The organism is Brucella sp., assembly GCF_032066345.1.
GTDB lineage: Bacteria > Pseudomonadota > Alphaproteobacteria > Rhizobiales > Rhizobiaceae > Brucella > Brucella pseudogrignonensis.
Map to the genome: position 1 here is coordinate 1 of NZ_DAMBKZ010000017.1, position 18136 is coordinate 18136.

Below are 18136 nucleotides of genomic sequence, written 5' to 3' on the forward strand. Positions count from 1 at the left end.
TTGTCTTAAGACACGGGAGAGTAGGTCGCTGCCAGGTCTGCTAAGCACACAAATATCAATCATCTTCTCAAAACCATACAAAACAGACCATTCAACGCGGCAACCGCGAAAAATACCGAATACAATGAATAAGTGAGAGTGGCTCGGAGCAGCCCGTTCGGTCTAAAATCGATAATCAATCGATTTTTAAACGACCTCACCTCATCAGGCCCATTCCTTGAAAAAAGGGGCCTGACTTCGCTCCCGGGCCGCAATGGTTCGCACTTAATAACGCGGGGTGGAGCAGCCCGGTAGCTCGTCAGGCTCATAACCTGAAGGCCGCAGGTTCAAATCCTGCCCCCGCAACCAAAATCTCCAAACAGTACTAAACTAAACCAAATCAAAAAGCCCGGTGCAATTGCAGCCCGGGCTTTTGACGTTTCTGGCACCTGGTGAAAGCTAAAGGGCAGGCCAACATAAGCCATGCTGCCTACATGCTGGGGCACCCGCTAACCTCACATAACAATGCAAATCCAACGGTCCTGAAAGCACAACGCGGCGCTTTTGAAAAAGTGGCTTCGAAATTCTATACTAAGCCAACTAGTAAGCTCGTAACAGGAAAATAGCCGATGAAGCTTCTATCTATTGGGTTAGCCGTTATGCTCGCTGTGTCACTTGGGTTTCCAGCATATGCCGAAGTGCGCTTTGGCAAGAATGTGCGGGTCGGTGGTCATGATTTCTCCAATCAGACCTTTAACAGCAAACGGCGGGGCAAGATTTATCTCTACAAAGGCAAGCCCCGCAACGAAGGTTGCGTCTGGCGAAAAGGCAAGAATGGCGAGCGCGTGAAAGTCTGCCATCTGCAGACGAAGAAGAAGCGGAAGTGATCTACGCAGTTTAAGATCGGTGAGCATGCAGGCTGCTGGATATCAAGTGAACTAGCCCTTCGTTCGTTTAGTTTTCCCGTTCGGCAAGCACCGCCTTATGCATCGAATGATGCCTTTAGAGCTGACGAGGGGTACGCTTGGCAACTTTCGTATGAGCGGCTCTACCTTGATGAGATTTTCGGCGTGGCGTAATCATAAATGCGAACGGTCGGTGCGATCTCATCGCTGATTTGGGTAAATGGACGAGATGCTGGACCGTAAATTTCAGTACCTTTGTATGAGAAAATACGAACCTTAGATAAGGTCGTTATGCCTGAAATAAGAACGTTTGAATATCGAGTTGAAAATATTTCTGGCGGAGAGAGCGGACTCCCGCCTAGAAATATTTTAACCGCAGCACATTGAAAATAAATGATAAAATATGATGCGCGCTCGCTGCGCGCGTGCCAATTTGTGTACCAACCAAGGGATAGGTGTGACACCCCTTGGTTTCCATCCGGTTATAAGTCTTTGTATTTCAGAGTTTATCTACTGCAAAATGCAATCTTTGATCCAGCCGCTTCATCTCTTCAATGATCTGGTTCTTTTGCTTGTGGTACATGATGACAATCACCAGTATCAGTGGGAAAAATAGTACCATGAAGATCAGTAGTGTGATCCAAAACCAGCCATTTGTGCTAACTTTCCCATCATAAATGTATCTACATTGGCCATTTTTAATGCTTACATCAAGCTTGCCTTTGAAAGAGGCTATGGGATTAAAGATTGCTGTTTTGACTCGGCCGGTTATGGTCAAGCCATTGGAACCATTCTTGGTTTTAACCTTATTGAAAGTGCTGTTAAGTTCCTTAACAAAGATCTTCTCAAAATCAGCTGCAGTGTCAATCTCATCTGTCTGAACTTTACCTGATACAGAAAAATCACTCATTATTGCTGTTCCCACATTCTTGCTGATAATTGTTTCTGCTCACTGCCGATTGCATTGGTATAGATGGCAGTAACTTCAATGGCCGAATGCCCCATCCACTTAGAGAGCATGTTAAGAGGAACGCCTGCTGAGATAGCATTCACTCCATAGCCATGCCTTAGCCCCTTGGGCGATGTATGAGGGCCATCCTGGATTTTGGCATCTGCCATCACTGCTTTGATATGCCTCCAAGCAGTAACCCTAGACCATTGCCACAGCTTGCGATTCAGCTTGCCTGGCCTCCTGACTTGGTGAACTAGGTCGAGTGTGTTCATGAGTGCCTGTGGGACAGGGACAGACCTGTAAATTCCTGCTCTTCTCTTTTTGAGGGTTTCAAAAACAACAACCTCATTTTCAATGTCGATGCGATCGACAGTGAGGTTTAAAGCCTCAGAAATTCTGCAACCTGTGAAATGAAGAGTTTCACAAAATGATCTGATCTCACCAGACGTCTTCATAGCAGATTGTAGAAATGAACTTCTTTCTGATGCAGTTAGGTAGAGCCTTTTGCCATAAGGATCATTCAGCATTCCAATAGCCCCAAGAAACAGTTGCCTTAACTGGCATAAAAGCCAATCGATTCGCGTTCTATAATACCACGTTTTAAAAAACGTGGTTATACGAAAGGCAAAATGCTTTTGTTTTTGTATGGAAATTCAAGAGCTTCTAGCACTCAATCTCAGAAGGATTAGAGTTGCCAAAAACATATCTCAGGATGAGCTGGCTTTGCGTGCAGGAGTGGAGCGAGCTTATGTTGGTTACCTTGAGCGTGGAAAAAAAAACCCCACATTAAAAACACTAGTAAAGTTAGCCAGTGCTTTAGAATGTGAGGTTGCTGTATTATTAATTAAAGAAACTAACCAAGAATATGAGGTGAATAACATCAAGCCAGGAAGGAAGAAAAGTTTATAATTCCAAGATATCATCTAAAGACTTTTCCTGTCTTTTCAATGATCTTATCTGTTTTCTATACCAGGCAACGATTTCGGCAAGCTCTTTTTGTACTAATAATTCTGTTTTATCAAAATTATGCTTATCAATAATGTCTTTATATCTACTAGTGTCTATTTTCAGATTCTTGTCATTGCCAGATTTATTATCTTGTGTGATTTCAATTCCGTCCAAATCTATGTTAATACTAAATGATTGATTTACTTTAACATCTATTGCTTTCATTATTTTTCGGACGGCAGTAAATATTTCGTCACTGGTAAATAATGTCGCAATAAATGTCACGCCATTTTTGGAGTTGATTATTTTTCTCACATTGATGAGAAATTCTAGGAGATGCTCGCTCTGGGTTTTGAAAGCCATAGATGGCTTCCCCGAACCGATTGTAAAGCTCACTTTTACGCCAAGGCTATTGAGATAGAAATAACGGTGTCCATCACTAGTTAATAGATTCGCACTTACAATTCGATTGTAAAGAGGAGTTATGTATTCATCTATGACTTTTCTACCATTCATCTCATAACATAAAAGTATTACACTGTCGCTGTGACGTTCGGCAATTTGCCTTATTATGGATTCAAATTTATTCGGCACAATACGCATCAATGCATACGCGGTAAAATACTCCTGAAATGATCTATGTATAAATGTATATGATAAACCGTTCATTTTAATTAAATTTACAGACTGCATATAGTCATGCAATATATCATCTGGCTTCTTCGTTATCCCACAATATTTACTACTTGAAGATATATAATCAATTATTTCAGAATAAGTGAATTCCGATTTTCCCTTATGGTAGCTGTAAAGACAAAACATCGAAAAAGATCTTTGAAAATCAATGAAATCAAGGCATTTTTCTCGCGTGTATATTTTTGTTGCATCGTGCCACTGATATAAAGTAGTAAATGCGTGCTCATAAAATATATTCATCCGCTTCGGAATGTCCATATTTTCTTTAAATGTCATCAGCATCATTACGCATAATAGTGGATTCGATAGAAAAGTTTTGTTTTCATAATAAAATTTTTCATCAACAATTTTATTGAAAGCTTTTTTCGACGGTTCATCAAAAGGGATTTTGTCTACTAGAGTGCTAACTTGGCTGAAAGTAAATGGTTCTGAGTTGAAAACTTGGAAGTTTTGCCACCCAGCAAATCTTCCTTCGTGTCTACTCGAAACGACAATCCGACAATTCGGATACTTATTTGATAATTCGATTATTTGTTTTTGAATTATATCGCGCTTATTTACGTTGATCTCATCAAATCCATCTAAGATAAAACAAAATGCACCATTATCGCAGAAATGCGAAAAAACCTCAGGAGATAGCTCTCGTTTTTTTGAAATGGAGACGCGAATAATAGCTTCAATATTGATATCGGTGATGTCGTTTAAAAGACGAAGCTCATAGAATATAGGCGTAAATTGGTATGATGTTTTGAAAAGAGTCATCCATAGATGCCTCATAAAAAAAGTTTTCCCAGCGCCACCATCGCCATTAATGACAATATTTTTTTTATCGCGTATTTTTGATATTAAATCTTCGTCTGTAAAAGTTTCTTTTCCAAGTCGGAAATGGCTGTTTATATAAATCTTATCGAAAGGAACATCATTTTCTTTCTGACATATAATTCTGACATGACTATTCTTTCTGTATATGTCATTCATGTATGGCTTAAAATCTTCAAATATGGCTGACCATAAATTCTTAAAGCCCTTTGAACCCTTTTCCATAACTGAATTAAACGCAGACTTAATTAATTCGGCAGCCATTTCCGCTGCGATAGTGTTCATGTTTGGTTGATTGGACATAAAATTACCCCCGATTCGAAACTACTTAGATTTGATATTGTATTTACGGGGGAAACAAAATTCATGAGAAATGTTTCAAATAGAAAGAGAAAAATGTATTTGATGATGCATAAGGGTATTAATGTGGCCGCTATATGAAACAGAATATACAATTCGGTCTCGGGCTTGAGCCTGGGATTGAGCATTCAAAGAAAAATGAAAAAGAAATGGCCCGCTTTTTGTTGAAACAATTCTTCTAGGAAGTGTTTCAAAAACCTTGGAAAATCAGGGGTTGCTGGCCCAAAAAGATGTGATACAAGCGAAAAAACGAAACAGAATTGTATATTCTGTTTCACGCGAATTAGGGCTGTTAGTCCCATTTTTCTGAAGAAGTTGAACTGGTTAGAGCGGTTGCATGGTTTCTGCTTTCGATTCCTTCCGAGACGCTCATTGGACTTGATCGGTAACACAAGCCCAACGTATTACTGCCACCAAAACTTTGTCGCTGATTTTGGGATTTTCGCGACACGCATATTAGGCTATAGTGAACGTATAGGCTTGGCCCGAGCCTCCTCCCTCCCATTGGGAAAGTATCGTTCATACGGGGTATTGAGATCACCGAATCATCCGTTCGAGCGCCGCATAAGGAGGGGTTGTGTTTCCTGCTCGGAATGGAGGTTCTTTGATGAAACTTTCTGCTCCAATCTATAAACTGAAACGTAGGGCCAAGTTGCTGGCTCGCGATGAAAACATTCCCCTGTACAAGGCGTTGGACCGCATAGCACGCGACGAAGGTTTTGCAGGGTGGAGTCTGCTTTCCGCCCGTGTTTCGACGGCTGCGACAGCAAGCGAAATGCTGTCTCGGCTTACTGATGGCGATATGCTCCTATTGGGAGCGCGGCCCGCTCATGGTAAGACGCTGCTTGGGCTTAGATTGCTACTAGATGCCATCCATGACGGCAGGCGCGGTATTTTCTTCACCCTCGAATACACCGAACAGGAAACCCATGCGCGTATCCGGTCGCTGGAAGGAGAAACACCGGGTCTCGGTGCTGATCTGGAAATCGTGACCTCTGACGAAATTTGCGCTGAATATATCATGCATCATCTTGTCGGTGCTTCTCGAGGAACGGTTGCCGTTATCGACTACCTACAAATTCTTGATCAGCGGCGAAACAAGCCCGAGCTTTCGGAGCAAATAACTGCCCTTCAACAATTCGCACGAAAGAATAGTATTATTCTCGTCTTCATCTCCCAGATTGATCGTTCTTACGATCCAGAAGCGAAGCCTTTGCCGGATATGCACGATATACGCTTGCCTAACAACGTAGATTTGAGGCTTTTCTCGAAAGCCTACTTCTTGCACAACGGCAAGGTGCAGTTTCAAGCTATATAGCGCGATAAGCTAGCCTCCCGGCAGGTAATGCGCGCTGCCGGTAGGCGTCCATTGTTGCTAAAATTCTAAGTGTCACGAATTTGATTAATAGTGTGAAGGGCCAAAACAGCAAACTCCCAACGGTGGGTCCTTTTATCGGCGAAACCTTGGTGTCCAACTTTCTTCTAAGGCTTCGATCTCCTCCGTGTCCTCAATTTCATTGGGAGCAATAAAAAGCAGTGTGAGCTGGTATCCCTCCCGTTGAAACAGCGTCTGCTCCAGCACTTTGGGGCAATGAGAACGGCCTTCATCCCTAAGCCAGACAACTCCCTGAATTTCCGCCCATTCGGATTGACCAGATTGTGTGCGTTCAGAGGGTCGCCCGGATAGGCTTAGCTCTGGAAGATGATGCTTTGAGCGAACCGATAGACGTGGAAAATCCTTGGTCGCTTTGGTGTATCGAATAATTCCGTCTTTCGAGAAGATGAAAGCGCAGCAATCGTCCGTTAACTCGACATACCGGGCTACAGTAGCTTCGACGCTTGTCTCGTATTTTCTAGCAAGCGTTCTTATGTGCTCTACGTCGGCATTGCCTAGTTTGCGCATATCAGACACGAACCATGGCTTTGGCATAAGTAAGCCGGCCGCGAACCTGTTGGCTTCTGCTTCCTGTTGCTGGATAAGCGTTTCGGTCCGTCGCTCGCCCATGTCCTTTTTCGTGCAGCGCCGATCCCCTTTATGCCAGGGGATCAAGAAATGTCCGATCTCGTGAGCGATTGTGAAGCGTCGACGCCCCCCTTTTGTCCCAGCCTTGTAGAGAATGACTCCCTTCTGTTTGTCCGGATCGGTGGTGAGGCCGCCTTCGAACTCCTCCGTTTCCATCTCCAGAATATCAATAATGTTGATGGAGTGTGCTAGATCTTCGATTGGGATTGGCGATGTCCAGTGCGGGTGATGGCGTAGGATGCAAGCGATGATTGACTCGGGTGCGGCACAGTCCGCGAGATCCATCATCAGATCGTCGTTCATTTCGATTCCTTATCCTTCAGGCGTTCGGCGACAACACGTAGCGTTTCCCAGTCCTTATCCGAAAGCTTGCCGCCGAACTCGCGAAAAAACTGTAATGAAGACGGATCTTGCTCGGTCTTTTTGTCCTCAGCAAGATACTGAACGGTCACGTTAAAATGAGCAGCGAGCTTTCTCAGAAGCTCCAGTCCCGGATTGGTACTAGTTCCCTTTTCCAGTTCCCAAATATGAGCCTTCGAGACTGATACGGCATCGCCAACCTGTTGGAGCGACTCTCCGCGCCTCAACCGAAGCTCCTTGAGCTTCGAAGCTAATGACATTTATAATCTCCCTTACTTGCTCTGCGGAGGCAGTCAGTATGTTGAAAACGCCGTTCTGTCAAATGAACGACATGTTCACTATTGACAACACCGCTATCGTTCACCATATCTTACGGCATGTCCATACTGGGACGGAAAGGAGGTGAGAAGATGTCAGGAAAGAACCAACACGTTGTGCCACATGCGAATGGTTGGGCAGTGCAGGGTGCCGGTAACAGCCGCGCCACTGCTGTTCACTCTACCCAAGCTGAAGCGACGGCTCATGCTCGTTCGATAGCGCAGAACCAACAGTCTGAACTGTTGATCCATGGCCGAAACGGCCAAATTCGTGAACGAGACAGTTATGGCAATGACCCTTACCCACCAAAGGGCTGATCCACCGAGACCGCGTTCATTCTGGACGCGGTCTTTTTTATGAGGGGATCCTCAAATCGAGGATTCTGGGAAGGAGAAAAAAGATATGGCTAGATGCACCGCTCCAGTGATGGGCCATCGATCAGGCGCTGCAGCCGCCAACTGTCCTGCCTGCGGAAGCCGCTACCGCGGCTTTAGCAGCAGGGGATATGGCGGCACGTACAGTTCAGGATCGGATTATCTGTATCCCTCGTCAGGAAGCACCGGCGGCCGAAGCGGCAGCAGTCGCGGATCAGGGCGGCATACTGCAAAGCCGCGTTGGTCTGGATCTGGTTCGACTGTGTGGTACACGCCTGAACAAGTGCAGTCGCTCACGCCCGTTCGTGAACATGTTGAGAACCTAGCGGCGTCGCAGCCTGACCTTCGAGATGTTTTTTTGTGCCATGCATGGGATGACAGGCAGGGATCTGCCAAGGAATTACATGACTTGCTAGAAGCGCTGGGCGTCCGTGTGTGGTTCAGTGAGAAGGATCTTGGCCTAGGGGTGCCGATGATGCGAGCGATCGATAAGGGCTTGGTGAATTCCCGGGTCGGTATCGTTTTAGTGACCCCGGCCATGCTGCGTCGCCTGCCGGCAGAAGGCATTGCAGACAAAGAGCTATCCGCGCTTCTTAGGCGAGAGCGGCTCGTTCCAGTTGCTCATGAAACAACCTATGAAGAACTCGAACAAGTCAGCCTACTGCTAGCTTCTCGGGCCGGGCTGAGCACTGCCGAAGAGTCGATGGCGGAAGTTGCGGCTAAGATCGCCGAATTAGTTGTCACTAAGTCCTAATGTTTTCAGGAGATTGAAATGTCGATGCGCCGCGTACACCTTCGCAAACTCCTCAAGATCATGTTTCTGGCAGAGGGGCCTCGCCGATCGGCACTCCGGGCCGATATTCGAGAGGAGCGCGCACGAGCTGAGGATGAAGGCGGCGAGGGCGGCGGAGATTTCTACGCGCCTTTCTGGAGTGACGCGAAACGACATGTTTTCGGAATGCATGATCTACATGTCGCGACTGATGGGCGGATCGCTGGGAATGGTCGCCGGCAAAACCTCTATCCACAGCTAAGGGACGGCTTCCTGCTCTGGTGGGACGAGAGACGCCGCTGGACGAATGCGCCCTTTGAGCCCGGCCGACAGCTGAGGATGCAGTTTCCGTTTCCGGGGCTCGATGCCATCGTAAAGGTCGACAACATTTTGTCTGCTCGCGATGGTCGGGGAGACGAGCATTATGTTTACCCCTATTTCTCCGAAACCCCTGTTCTGGACGAGCAGGCTGCGCGGCTCGGGCTTTGGCTGTTGGGTCAAGCTCTCCCCGATGTACCTCATGAGGAGATTAGAATTCTGGATGTTATTCGCGGCGAACCATTCTCAATTGATCGCTATCCGCTTACAGGAAATGAGGAGGACAGTTTCCGAGACCGATACGCGACTCTCCTTGAAGAATGGGAGGCGCTTAGAGCAGAATACGATTAACCGTCTTGGAGGCACATTTGAGAAGGCTGGTCGCTGGATACCGACGCATCGATATTGTCGTAAAAGATAGTTGCAAACAATAGACTTTAGCGTCTGACTTTTATGACAAGACCCCGGCAGCGTCAGCGATGCAGGGCATTGTCGCACGAATTAGGAGTTGTGCGACAAGGGGAAATCAAGCTCGTAGATGCCTCGCGCAGCAACGACGCGAGCGACAGATCTTACCGGCCTCACATAGGCTAACTCCCATGCGAGCCATCCCTCTTCAAAATATGAGGCGCAGGCTGCTTCCATATCAGCAAGTGTGAAAGGCCGTACAGCCTTCACCTTAACAATAGCTACCGGAGTGCCATCATCATCGTGATCGCCATCATCAAGAAGAAAATAGCCATTTTCTACGATAAGCAGATCTTCTGAAGGGGCCAAGTTCGGTTTCCATCGACGGACCTCAAGTGTTTTCACACCAGAGGAAATAAGACTTCCACCTGGTCGAACAATAGAAAGAGCCTTAATGCTTTCCTCCGTGTCGCAAAATTTCCTAAACCTTCGACAGAGACACAAGTCATATCTTTAACGCTTTAACGATAATTCAAGGCTGATTTTCTTTCAACGCATTCAAAACCTGTCACCCAATTCTATGAGCTGCGCTACCAGTTGGATGATAGAACGGATAATTCTTAGCATCGACAGCAGGATACGCTTCCAACAGAACCGTATGCCTCGGGCTTGATTGCTGTTCTCTGGCATATTTGGATGAGTAGGTCAGCATTGGCTCAATTCCGCGACTATCATCTTTAAACTGCTTAATGTCGATCTTGGATATGATCTGGTCCTTGAATTGCTTGGCTTTCAGGGACAGGAGATGGGCTTCAAATTCATCCTGATTGTTTGGATGGACCAGAAGACAGGCATGAATATGTGGTGTCTGAAACACTGTTGCAGCAGCACCTTGAGCCGAGCCTTCAACATCCAGACAGGCTACAGTAAAGGGCTGATATTTGAGTTTATTGCCTGCTCTCGGCCCCATAACGGTTCTGACAGCATCCAAATACCAGAGCCGGAAGGATTCAAACATTGGTCTGGAGTTGTAAATTGACTTCGCATCTTTAGCTGCAAACAATCCGGTTCTGAACTGCATTGTTATAAAATACAGATTTTTCTCAAAATGAGCCTGTTTGTATTTTATATTTTGATCGTTAAAGTCAAATCTGAATTTTTCCATAAAGAGATCATAAAGCCATTGATCATGACTGGAGTTAATTAGTGATCTGCCTGTCGGCAGATATCCATAAATGGATGGATTCTGTATATTCATTATTATGTTACTTTCATATTTTTAGTTAAGTTTTACAATTACCCTGGGAATGGCTACCCAGAGTTTCAGGCCCGATCGGGTTTTATTTTATATTCATAATCTAGGGGGAATTCACCCAAACATCATTTAGATCGCGGCCGCCGGCAGCCGCGATCAACAAAATAAATTATATAAATTCGATTATGGGAAAATAATCCTAATCAGCCCCATTGAGGGGCTGACTGATTTTTGAAATTTTTAATCAGAGCATCGTAATGATTGAAGAGCGGAATTAGTTCATTATAGCCTAATTTAACTATAATATCACCAGTTTTTTTCAGTAAATTACCATAATATTCAAGTTCAGATTCATTATATTTCATTCAGTACAGTTAACTTGCCAAAGGTTCCTTCAGGCTGGGCAGTTGCTGTACTCCTACAATATTTATTTTGCCGAATATACTATCATTTGCATGAAAAAGCCTATCAAATGCATTTTGGCTATTGACCGGATGCATTTGATAGGCTCATTTTTGCTTAAGCTATTGTAAAACTTTAGTTTTTCCAATCGGCTTCTAAAAGCTTCATGTAGTCAAGAATGTCATTTAATGGGTATCCGCTGCCATAATGCGCCCCGATTGACCCGTCTTTATGCCCCATCAGGTAGTTTTGCAGCTCGGGTGGGAGCTTATGTTTTCTCATTCTATCTTTGAAGGTGTGCCTAAGGCTGTAGATGCCATGCTCATCAGTTTCACAGAGACCATGCGCTTTCAGATATTTGTTCACATTGGCTGAGAAATTGTCTGGTCCTGTCGGGCCGGTATGAGAAGGGAAACCATGTGGATATTTCTTGAAGGCAATCAAGCTTTGGCCAACCAAAGGGATTTGTCTGCCTCTGTGGCCAGTTTTGAGCTTCCTGATCTTGTTTGGTTTGATGTCGATATGAGGAACTTCATGACCCAGATGAATATCCTGAGGTTCCAGCCCACATATTTCCTTTGGGCCGGTTCCTGTGTCCATGATGGCATAGAGGATATGCAAGGATTCATCATTGAGGGATGAGAAAGGGATGCCTCTAAGCCATTTTTCTTTAAGGAACTGAATTGAATAGGCTGGGCGGGCCGCCTTTTCTTCTTGCAGGCTAATTTTGTTGAAAGGGTTATCCTGCTTGAGGTCGTTCTGTTCAAGATAGAACCGGATGATTTTCCTCAGATGCATAATCTGCTTGTTGGCAGTACCTGCTTTCAATTCCTCAGTTTGAACCAGATCAACCATGTGTGATCTGTAGGTGAGGGCAAGCTGTTTGGTAATCTGGGAAAGGGGTTTGTCTTTCCCAAAGAAATCATTGGCTCTTTTGACAGCCAGTTGCACAGGAGCTTTCTTCTTTGAAATCTCTCTGGGGTTTTTCCCAATCAATTGGTCTCTGGTGTTCTCTTCATAAAAATCCAGAACATCTTTTAAGGTCGGCTCATTAGGTGAAATGCCAAACAGAGCTTGGATAGCAGTCGGGTTGGGATTTTGCTGTTTGCTGGCAATGATCAATCTCTGGGCAAAAGCATCCAAGTCATCATCCTGCAGAAGCTGGTCTGCCGATTTATATGGTAAGCCTAGGTCCGCACTGATGGATTTGAGCTCTTCTAATGGCAGCCTTTCAGTGCTGTCGATTCTGCTGCCTGCCTTGAGGCGATCCATCTGTCTTTCATAATGAGCATGCAGCTTGCCATATTTTTCAATGACTTCATTATGGTTCTTGCACCCCAGAGAGGCTTTAAATTCAAGAAGGCCTCCAGCCAGAACTCGATATCGAGCCGGGATCCGCCTTCTGTAGAGGTAATTGCCATTGCCTCTTTCAAACAGGTACTGAGCTTCAAATCCCGGAATTACAGCTTTTTTCATAAGCACATGCGTACCGAATTGTGTACCAAAAGTACATGCTAAGTCATTGATTCTAAGGAAAACAAGCGCTTAAAAGCGGCTCATGGCGGAGAGAGCGGGATTCGAACCCGCGATACGGTTCCCCGTATACACACTTTCCAGGCGTGCGCCTTCAACCACTCGGCCACCTCTCCGTCTATTGCTATTGTGATATCGTCTGATGATCAGAACTAACGCAAGCAAGGAAGGGCTTTCAAATCAGGTATTGGTTGACTACCAAAAAAGCCCCTGCGGCGCGCAATATAGCCAGAATGGGCTGATGTTCAACTCTTATTTGGCTTTTCCGCATTAAAATCTTCCAGCCTGTGAGAAGCTTTTTGTAACCCCTGTAACCCATTGTTATTAAACGGATAATTTTTGCATGATTGGTGGGTAATTTCTGCACTTTGGGCTTAACCTGGTGCCATGCTATAATTAAGGTGCTGCAAAGATATAGTCAGGATAAAGTGTCGGGCAGATTTCCATGGCGCTGCATCTGAAGAAACAGGACAAGAATCGTGATCCGTTTTGTTTTGCGTGGTTTCGCGGTCATTTCTTTGGCGCTTGGCGTCATATTTGCGATTCTGGACGGAGCGCGCTCGGTGGGCGCCTCAGCTTTTGTCACCAAGCCGCTTTTGGATATATGGGCGAGAGCAGCCCCTGAAAGCCTGGGGGATGCAGAAGCTTATGTGACGCACTATATATCGTCAGGAGTGTGGAACGGGATCTTCGTTCCTGTCCTCGAACAGCCGGGCTGGGTCTTGTTCGGTGTGTTGGCGCTACTGTTTTACGTCGCTGGCCATCGCCGCGAGAAACGTTTTTTACAATTCACCGCGCGGTAAACGGTTTAGCTTCGGCTTCTACGCTCTATGAATTTGTTTGTTCGTGTTGTGTAAGGTTTCCCGCCTTTCATGACATGCATAAGGAGGTGTTAGATGGGTTTTCTGGACAGCTATCGCAAGAAAATTGAAATGCCTTCCCAATCGGATGCCTTGCCGGGCAGGGCAGCACCAATTCCGACTGCTCAAGCGCATTTTGTTTCAGGGCATTCGCTGAAGGGGCCATGGCCGGAAGGTCTGAAACAGGTCATGTTCGGCATGGGGTGTTTCTGGGGCGCAGAGCGGCTTTTCTGGCAGGTGCCGGGTGTCTATGTGACAGCCGTTGGCTATGCGGGCGGAATCACACCCAATCCAACCTATGAGGAAACCTGCACGGGTCTCACAGGCCATGCCGAGGTTGTTCTTGTGGTTTACGATCCAAAGGTTGTGAGCCTTGATGAACTGCTGACGCTGTTCTGGGAAGAGCATGATCCGACGCAGGGTATGCGACAGGGCAATGATATCGGCACAACATATCGCTCGGTGATCTACACCTTTGACGAGGCGGATCGCGAAGCGGTTGAGAAGAGCCGAGATGCATATCAGTCAGCACTGTCTGGGCGTGGTCTCGGCCCGATTACAACAGAAATTAGTGATGCTCCGACATTCTATTATGCGGAGGATTATCATCAGCAGTATCTGGCCAAGAACCCGAATGGCTATTGCGGCTTGCGCGGAACGGGCGTTAGTTGCCCGATACCAGCAGCATCATAAAAGCAAAAAAATCGCGCGGTTAACTCCGCGCGATTTTCTTATTCAGGATCAACATACCTTCATCGTCACCGGTCAGCTCTTCAAAATCATTCCAGGCGATTTTGCGATAAAGATCAGGCTTGTCGGTATAGAGATAGGCTTCACTATAGCCGAGCTCGTGGGCTGCGGCTTCAATTGAAGCCATGAGTGCCTTCGCAACACCCCGCCCGCGGAATTCCGGTGCAACAAGCAGGCTTGCAACCCACGGCTTGAGGTGAGGGTGGCTGTCGAGATCGTTATGAATCAGCAGAACAAAGCCCGCGAGTTCGCCATTCCACAAGGCTGCACGAACGGCCTGACCATCGGTTGCATGGACAAGTTCTTGCATTCCGGCAATGATCTGGTCTTCAGTTGCGCCTGAAAGATAACCCCACTCTTTGTGGTTCCATTTGGCGCAGGTGGCGGCGAGATCGTTGCGGTCGTCCAGTTTGATGATTTCAATCATGATATTACCAGTGTGGAGGTTTGGTGACGGGCACGTCAGGTGCCGTCTGTTCTTCCAGCATAAGAAAACGATCAGTGAGAGCTGTCAGTTTCTTGTTCAGTTGATCAACGGTTTTCCATTGTTCGGCCAAGACAGATGATAGCTCTTCAATGGTCTTTTCCTGTTCTGCAACTCGAATTTCAAGTTCTGTCAGGCGGTTATCCGTGGACATAAAGCTGTTCCGTTTTTGCTGATCATCAGAAGATAAAAAATCCGCGCTGACCGCTCAATAACAATTATCGAGCGGTCAGCGCGGATCAATCTGTCTTTTATCGTATGGTTTGAAACTTACTTCGTACCATACATGCGGTCACCGGCATCGCCGAGGCCAGGGATGATATAGCCCTTTTCATCAAGGCTATCATCAATGGAGGCGGTGAAGACGTCAACATCAGGGTGAGCCGCAGTAAAGCGTTCAATGCCTTCCGGTGCTGCCAGCAGGCAGAGGAACTTGATGTTGGTTGCGCCGCGTTCCTTCAGCTTGTCGATGGCTGCAATGGCGGAGTGGCCGGTTGCAAGCATTGGATCGACCACGATGATGAGGCGGTTGACGATATCTTCCGGAGCCTTGAAGTAATATTCGATTGGCTGCAGCGTATCGTGATCGCGATAAAGACCGATATGCGCCACGCGAGCTGCCGGAACCAGATCCAACATACCTTCCAGCAGGCCGTTACCTGCGCGCAGGATGGAGGCGAAGACCAGCTTCTTGCCTTCAAGCGTTGGTGCTTCCATTGGCATCATCGGTGTTTCGATCTGCATGGTGGTCAGTTCGAGATCGCGGGTCACTTCATAGCAAAGCAGCAGCGAAATTTCTTTCAGCAAACGCCGGAAGCTGGCGGTTGAAGTTTCGCGCTTGCGCATGATGGTGAGCTTGTGCTGGACAAGCGGATGGCTGACGACATTAACGCCCATGATTTTTCCACTTTTCTTGTTATCGTTTTTCACTTTAACGGCGAATGATGCCGGAGAAAACGCGTGGCAGGCGCACACGCACAGTTTTATCTGTCTTTGACCATTTTCCGCCCTTGCGCAAGTCTGGTGGTTTGAATTTGCCGTGTGAATCTTGGCTGACCACCAGCTTATGCGCGCTAACTGCCGGAAATTAATCACCAGATCACAAAAGGGGTATCGGCCTGCGGTCTGTGCTTGTATCGTCCGGCACAAGCTTTATATGCATCAGGCAAACGGAAAACGGAGATCGGCTTCGTTTCGCACATGAACCGGCAGGTGAGTTATGGGCCAGCAGACAGGCAATGCAGACCGCGTGGGCGCACATGGTGGCATGGAGCATTCGTTCGGCTTCAAGGCAGTGGACGAAAGCGAAAAGCAGGGGCTGGTCAATGACGTTTTCCATAAGGTTGCCAAGCGTTACGATGTGATGAACGATCTCATGTCGGCTGGTATGCACCGCGTCTGGAAAGATGCGATGATCAGCTGGCTGGCTCCATCCAAGCGTCCGGGCTGGACTTCGCTCGATGTTGCAGGTGGTACGGGCGATATTGCATTCCGCATTGTTGAAGCGTCCGGGCGTCAGGCCCATGTAACCATTCTCGATATCAACGGCTCGATGCTCGGTGTCGGTCGCGAGCGCGCAATCAAGAAGGGTCTTGCTGAGAACCTCGAATTTGTGGAAGCCAGTGCGGAAGAGCTGCCGTTTGAAGATGCAAGCTTCGATGCCTACACGATTTCATTCGGCATCCGTAACGTCCCGCATATCGACAAGGCGCTGTCTGAAGCCTATCGCGTTTTGAAACCGGGCGGTCGTTTCATGTGCCTTGAATTCTCCGAGGTTGAACTGCCGCTGCTTGATAAGATTTATGACCAGTGGTCCTTCAACGCCATTCCCCAGATTGGCAAGATGATCACGGGTGATGCTGATTCCTACAGCTATCTGGTTGAATCGATCCGCAAGTTTCCAAAGCAGGAAGACTTTGCGCGTATGATCCGCGAAGCGGGTTTTGAGCGTGTGAGCTATCGCAATTTCACAGGTGGAATTGCAGCGCTTCATTCAGGCTGGAAGCTCTGAGTCTGATATGAGCAATATTTCTGCTGCCATACGGTTGATGCGTGCTGGCTGGATCATGGCGCGCGAAGGCGTGTTGAGTTCACTGCCTGTTGATGATGCTGCAGGCCTGCCTGCGCTGGGGCACAAGTTTGCCAAAGTGCTTGCGCGCAAGCGTGCGAAAGATGCGCCTCGCTCTGAACGCATTTCGCGTGCGATGAACAAGCTTGGCCCTTCTTATGTGAAGCTCGGCCAGTTTCTTGCCACGCGTCCGGATATTGTCGGTAAGGATGTTGCCGCCGATCTGGAGCTGTTGCAGGACCGGCTCGATTTCTTCCCGCAGACGGAAGCCGTTTCAGCAGTCGAGAATTCTCTCGGTCGCAAGATTGATGATCTTTATGTGAGTTTTGATGCGCCGATTGCGGCTGCATCTATGGCGCAGGTCCATCCTGCCTATGTGATGAAGGATGGCGCGCCGCACAAGGTTGCCGTCAAGGTTATCCGTCCGGGTGTCCGCCAGCGTTTTGCGCGCGACCTTGAAAGCTTTTTCATGGTCGCCCGTATGCAGGAGCGGCATGTGCCTTTTACGCGCCGCTTGCGGCCTGTTGAGATGGTTGAAACGCTTCAGCAGACAACGCGCATCGAAATGGATCTGCGGCTTGAGGCGGCGGCACTTTCTGAGATTGCCGAGAACATCAAGGATGATGAAGGTTTCCGCGTTCCCGATGTTGACTGGGAGCGGACGGGCCGCGATGTCCTGACGCTCGAATGGATCGATGGCATCAAGATGTCGGATATCGGGGCGTTGAATGCAGCCGGCTTCGACCTCAAGAAGCTTGCTGAAACGCTGATCCAGTCTTTCCTGCGTCATACGCTGCGCGACGGTTTTTTCCATGCCGACATGCATCCGGGTAATCTGTTCGTCGACCCCAAAGGCACTATTGTCGCCGTTGATTTCGGCATTACCGGGCGGCTCAACAAGGATCAGCGGCGCTTTCTCGCAGAAATTCTTTATGGCTTCATCACACGCGATTATCTGCGCGTTGCGGAAGTGCATTTTGAAGCCGGTTATGTTCCGCACAAGCACGATGTGGCGAGTTTTGCGCAGGCAATCCGCGCGATTGGTGAGCCTATCCACGGACAGCCAGCCGAAACCATTTCCATGGCAAAGCTGCTCACGCTTCTGTTTGAAGTGACTGAGCTGTTCGACATGGAAACACGTCCTGAGCTTCTGATGCTTCAGAAGACGATGGTGGTGGTGGAAGGTGTTTCGCGCACGCTCGATCCGCATTTCAACATGTGGAAAGCAGCCGAGCCGGTTGTGGGCGCTTGGATTCGCAAGAACCTCGGGCCGCAGGGTATGTTGCTGGATGCTAAGGACAGCGCCTATGCGCTGCTCCATTTCACCCGCAAGACGCCTGAGCTGGTAGCAAGAATGGATCGTGCTTCCGTGGCGCTTGACGAGATGGCTGCAAACGGTCTGCGCTTTGACGACGCGACTGCAGAAGCCATTGGCCGAGCCGAGGCGCGGCACTCGCGCTGGGGACGCATTGCGCAGATAGTGATTGCAATTTCATTGGCTGCGATAGCGATTAAGCTCTATATCGAGCTTTAGCTGCACCATAATTCATCT

General features: G+C 47.5%; 22 protein-coding genes and 2 tRNA genes. 12 read left to right on the plus strand and 12 right to left on the minus strand.

Features of this window, described 5'->3' with window-relative positions; all coding sequences use genetic code 11:
• The first annotated feature begins 271 nt into the window (after nucleotides 1-271).
• A tRNA-Met gene (locus RT142_RS18355) sits at nucleotides 272-348 on the plus strand.
• 260 nt (nucleotides 349-608) lie between these two features.
• Nucleotides 609-866, plus strand: a complete 258-nt coding sequence (locus tag RT142_RS18360; protein ID WP_105518879.1) for a hypothetical protein — start codon at nucleotides 609-611, stop codon at nucleotides 864-866.
• A 517-nt stretch (nucleotides 867-1383) separates the two neighbouring features.
• Here the strand turns inward: RT142_RS18360 and RT142_RS18365 are convergent.
• Nucleotides 1384-1794 (minus strand): hypothetical protein, encoded by a 411-nt coding sequence (locus RT142_RS18365; protein WP_313030555.1) that lies wholly within the window; start codon nucleotides 1792-1794, stop codon nucleotides 1384-1386.
• Entirely contained in the window at nucleotides 1794-2363 is a 570-nt protein-coding gene (locus tag RT142_RS18370) for a site-specific integrase (RefSeq protein WP_313030558.1), read from the minus strand. The genes RT142_RS18365 and RT142_RS18370 overlap by 1 nt, the downstream gene beginning before the upstream one ends.
• A 118-nt stretch (nucleotides 2364-2481) precedes the next feature.
• On the opposite strand from RT142_RS18370, the gene RT142_RS18375 reads away from it, so the two are divergent.
• Nucleotides 2482-2745, plus strand: coding sequence for a helix-turn-helix transcriptional regulator (locus RT142_RS18375; protein WP_313030560.1), 264 nt, complete (start codon nucleotides 2482-2484; stop codon nucleotides 2743-2745).
• Here the strand turns inward: RT142_RS18375 and RT142_RS18380 are convergent.
• Complete coding sequence (locus tag RT142_RS18380; RefSeq protein WP_313030563.1) at nucleotides 2740-4602, minus strand: NACHT domain-containing protein; 1863 nt, start codon at nucleotides 4600-4602, stop codon at nucleotides 2740-2742. The genes RT142_RS18375 and RT142_RS18380 overlap by 6 nt on opposite strands.
• Nucleotides 4603-5266: 664 nt before the next feature.
• On the opposite strand from RT142_RS18380, the gene RT142_RS18385 reads away from it, so the two are divergent.
• A complete protein-coding gene (locus tag RT142_RS18385) occupies nucleotides 5267-5977 on the plus strand; it encodes a DNA helicase (RefSeq protein ID WP_313030566.1) in 711 nt (236 codons plus the stop codon).
• Nucleotides 5978-6109: 132 nt separating this feature from the next.
• Here the strand turns inward: RT142_RS18385 and RT142_RS18390 are convergent, their stop codons facing one another.
• Both RT142_RS18390 and RT142_RS18395 read right to left on the minus strand, forming a co-directional pair.
• Nucleotides 6110-6985: an ImmA/IrrE family metallo-endopeptidase gene (locus tag RT142_RS18390; RefSeq protein WP_313030569.1), complete on the minus strand. Its 876-nt coding sequence runs from the start codon at nucleotides 6983-6985 to the stop codon at nucleotides 6110-6112.
• A complete protein-coding gene (locus tag RT142_RS18395; RefSeq protein WP_313030571.1) occupies nucleotides 6982-7302 on the minus strand; it encodes a helix-turn-helix transcriptional regulator in 321 nt (106 codons plus the stop codon). Before RT142_RS18395 ends, RT142_RS18390 begins: the two co-directional genes overlap by 4 nt.
• Before the next feature lie 150 nt (nucleotides 7303-7452).
• Between RT142_RS18395 and RT142_RS18400 the strand changes: the two genes are divergently transcribed.
• The 4 genes from RT142_RS18400 to RT142_RS18415 all read left to right on the plus strand — a co-directional run bounded on the left by RT142_RS18400 (nucleotide 7453) and on the right by RT142_RS18415 (nucleotide 9175).
• A complete protein-coding gene (locus RT142_RS18400) occupies nucleotides 7453-7677 on the plus strand; it encodes a DUF2188 domain-containing protein (protein ID WP_003571562.1) in 225 nt (74 codons plus the stop codon).
• Between the two features lie 188 nt (nucleotides 7678-7865).
• Entirely contained in the window at nucleotides 7866-8060 is a 195-nt protein-coding gene (locus RT142_RS18405; protein WP_313030578.1) for a hypothetical protein, read from the plus strand.
• Nucleotides 8018-8488, plus strand: a complete 471-nt coding sequence (locus tag RT142_RS18410) for a toll/interleukin-1 receptor domain-containing protein (RefSeq protein ID WP_313030580.1) — start codon at nucleotides 8018-8020, stop codon at nucleotides 8486-8488. The genes RT142_RS18405 and RT142_RS18410 overlap by 43 nt, the downstream gene beginning before the upstream one ends.
• 18 nt (nucleotides 8489-8506) lie before the next feature.
• Entirely contained in the window at nucleotides 8507-9175 is a 669-nt protein-coding gene (locus RT142_RS18415) for a hypothetical protein (RefSeq protein WP_313030583.1), read from the plus strand.
• A gap of 150 nt (nucleotides 9176-9325) precedes the next feature.
• Here RT142_RS18415 and RT142_RS18420 read toward each other — a convergent pair whose 3' ends face one another.
• The 4 genes from RT142_RS18420 to RT142_RS18435 form a co-directional block, all read right to left on the minus strand.
• Nucleotides 9326-9736 (minus strand): ASCH domain-containing protein, encoded by a 411-nt coding sequence (locus tag RT142_RS18420; protein ID WP_313030585.1) that lies wholly within the window; start codon nucleotides 9734-9736, stop codon nucleotides 9326-9328.
• Nucleotides 9737-9800: 64 nt separating this feature from the next.
• Entirely contained in the window at nucleotides 9801-10397 is a 597-nt protein-coding gene (locus RT142_RS18425; protein WP_313030588.1) for a hypothetical protein, read from the minus strand.
• A gap of 627 nt (nucleotides 10398-11024) precedes the next feature.
• A complete protein-coding gene (locus RT142_RS18430) occupies nucleotides 11025-12365 on the minus strand; it encodes a tyrosine-type recombinase/integrase (protein ID WP_313030592.1) in 1341 nt (446 codons plus the stop codon).
• Nucleotides 12366-12448: 83 nt separating this feature from the next.
• Nucleotides 12449-12538, minus strand: a tRNA-Ser gene (locus tag RT142_RS18435).
• A 363-nt stretch (nucleotides 12539-12901) separates the two neighbouring features.
• Between RT142_RS18435 and RT142_RS18440 the strand changes: the two genes are divergently transcribed.
• On the plus strand, nucleotides 12902-13225 hold the full coding sequence (locus tag RT142_RS18440; protein WP_079212239.1) for a hypothetical protein: 324 nt from the start codon (nucleotides 12902-12904) through the stop codon (nucleotides 13223-13225).
• 93 nt (nucleotides 13226-13318) lie between these two features.
• Nucleotides 13319-13975, plus strand: a complete 657-nt coding sequence (msrA, locus tag RT142_RS18445; RefSeq protein WP_112812689.1) for a peptide-methionine (S)-S-oxide reductase MsrA — start codon at nucleotides 13319-13321, stop codon at nucleotides 13973-13975.
• A gap of 19 nt (nucleotides 13976-13994) precedes the next feature.
• Here msrA and RT142_RS18450 read toward each other — a convergent pair whose 3' ends face one another.
• From RT142_RS18450 to upp, 3 genes are all read right to left on the minus strand, one after another.
• Nucleotides 13995-14459: a GNAT family N-acetyltransferase gene (locus RT142_RS18450; protein ID WP_313030596.1), complete on the minus strand. Its 465-nt coding sequence runs from the start codon at nucleotides 14457-14459 to the stop codon at nucleotides 13995-13997.
• 4 nt (nucleotides 14460-14463) lie between these two features.
• On the minus strand, nucleotides 14464-14670 hold the full coding sequence (locus RT142_RS18455) for a SlyX family protein (protein WP_064321008.1): 207 nt from the start codon (nucleotides 14668-14670) through the stop codon (nucleotides 14464-14466).
• Between the two features lie 116 nt (nucleotides 14671-14786).
• Entirely contained in the window at nucleotides 14787-15413 is a 627-nt protein-coding gene (gene upp / locus RT142_RS18460) for a uracil phosphoribosyltransferase (protein WP_007876474.1), read from the minus strand.
• Between the two features lie 322 nt (nucleotides 15414-15735).
• Between upp and ubiE the strand changes: the two genes are divergently transcribed.
• Both ubiE and ubiB read left to right on the plus strand, forming a co-directional pair.
• On the plus strand, nucleotides 15736-16527 hold the full coding sequence (gene ubiE, locus RT142_RS18465) for a bifunctional demethylmenaquinone methyltransferase/2-methoxy-6-polyprenyl-1,4-benzoquinol methylase UbiE (protein WP_007876472.1): 792 nt from the start codon (nucleotides 15736-15738) through the stop codon (nucleotides 16525-16527).
• 7 nt (nucleotides 16528-16534) lie between these two features.
• Nucleotides 16535-18118 carry a 2-polyprenylphenol 6-hydroxylase gene (ubiB, locus tag RT142_RS18470; protein WP_113160180.1) on the plus strand — a complete coding sequence of 528 codons (1584 nt, stop codon included), beginning with the start codon at nucleotides 16535-16537 and terminating at the stop codon, nucleotides 18116-18118.
• Nucleotides 18119-18136: the final 18 nt, after the last annotated feature.

Coding starts and splice junctions, on each gene's coding strand:
- RT142_RS18430 (WP_313030592.1), bottom strand. CDS start 12,365: ATGAAAAAAGCTGTAATTCCGGGATTTGAAGCTCAGTACCTGTTTGAA.
- RT142_RS18360 (WP_105518879.1), top strand. CDS start 609: ATGAAGCTTCTATCTATTGGGTTAGCCGTTATGCTCGCTGTGTCACTT.
- RT142_RS18455 (WP_064321008.1), bottom strand. CDS start 14,670: ATGTCCACGGATAACCGCCTGACAGAACTTGAAATTCGAGTTGCAGAA.
- RT142_RS18395 (WP_313030571.1), bottom strand. CDS start 7,302: ATGTCATTAGCTTCGAAGCTCAAGGAGCTTCGGTTGAGGCGCGGAGAG.
- upp (WP_007876474.1), bottom strand. CDS start 15,413: ATGGGCGTTAATGTCGTCAGCCATCCGCTTGTCCAGCACAAGCTCACC.
- RT142_RS18365 (WP_313030555.1), bottom strand. CDS start 1,794: ATGAGTGATTTTTCTGTATCAGGTAAAGTTCAGACAGATGAGATTGAC.
- RT142_RS18415 (WP_313030583.1), top strand. CDS start 8,507: ATGTCGATGCGCCGCGTACACCTTCGCAAACTCCTCAAGATCATGTTT.
- RT142_RS18385 (WP_313030566.1), top strand. CDS start 5,267: ATGAAACTTTCTGCTCCAATCTATAAACTGAAACGTAGGGCCAAGTTG.
- RT142_RS18450 (WP_313030596.1), bottom strand. CDS start 14,459: ATGATTGAAATCATCAAACTGGACGACCGCAACGATCTCGCCGCCACC.
- RT142_RS18425 (WP_313030588.1), bottom strand. CDS start 10,397: ATGGAAAAATTCAGATTTGACTTTAACGATCAAAATATAAAATACAAA.
- RT142_RS18380 (WP_313030563.1), bottom strand. CDS start 4,602: ATGTCCAATCAACCAAACATGAACACTATCGCAGCGGAAATGGCTGCC.
- RT142_RS18400 (WP_003571562.1), top strand. CDS start 7,453: ATGTCAGGAAAGAACCAACACGTTGTGCCACATGCGAATGGTTGGGCA.
- RT142_RS18375 (WP_313030560.1), top strand. CDS start 2,482: ATGGAAATTCAAGAGCTTCTAGCACTCAATCTCAGAAGGATTAGAGTT.
- RT142_RS18405 (WP_313030578.1), top strand. CDS start 7,866: ATGGCGGCACGTACAGTTCAGGATCGGATTATCTGTATCCCTCGTCAG.
- ubiB (WP_113160180.1), top strand. CDS start 16,535: ATGAGCAATATTTCTGCTGCCATACGGTTGATGCGTGCTGGCTGGATC.
- RT142_RS18390 (WP_313030569.1), bottom strand. CDS start 6,985: ATGAACGACGATCTGATGATGGATCTCGCGGACTGTGCCGCACCCGAG.
- RT142_RS18370 (WP_313030558.1), bottom strand. CDS start 2,363: ATGCTGAATGATCCTTATGGCAAAAGGCTCTACCTAACTGCATCAGAA.
- ubiE (WP_007876472.1), top strand. CDS start 15,736: ATGGGCCAGCAGACAGGCAATGCAGACCGCGTGGGCGCACATGGTGGC.
- msrA (WP_112812689.1), top strand. CDS start 13,319: ATGGGTTTTCTGGACAGCTATCGCAAGAAAATTGAAATGCCTTCCCAA.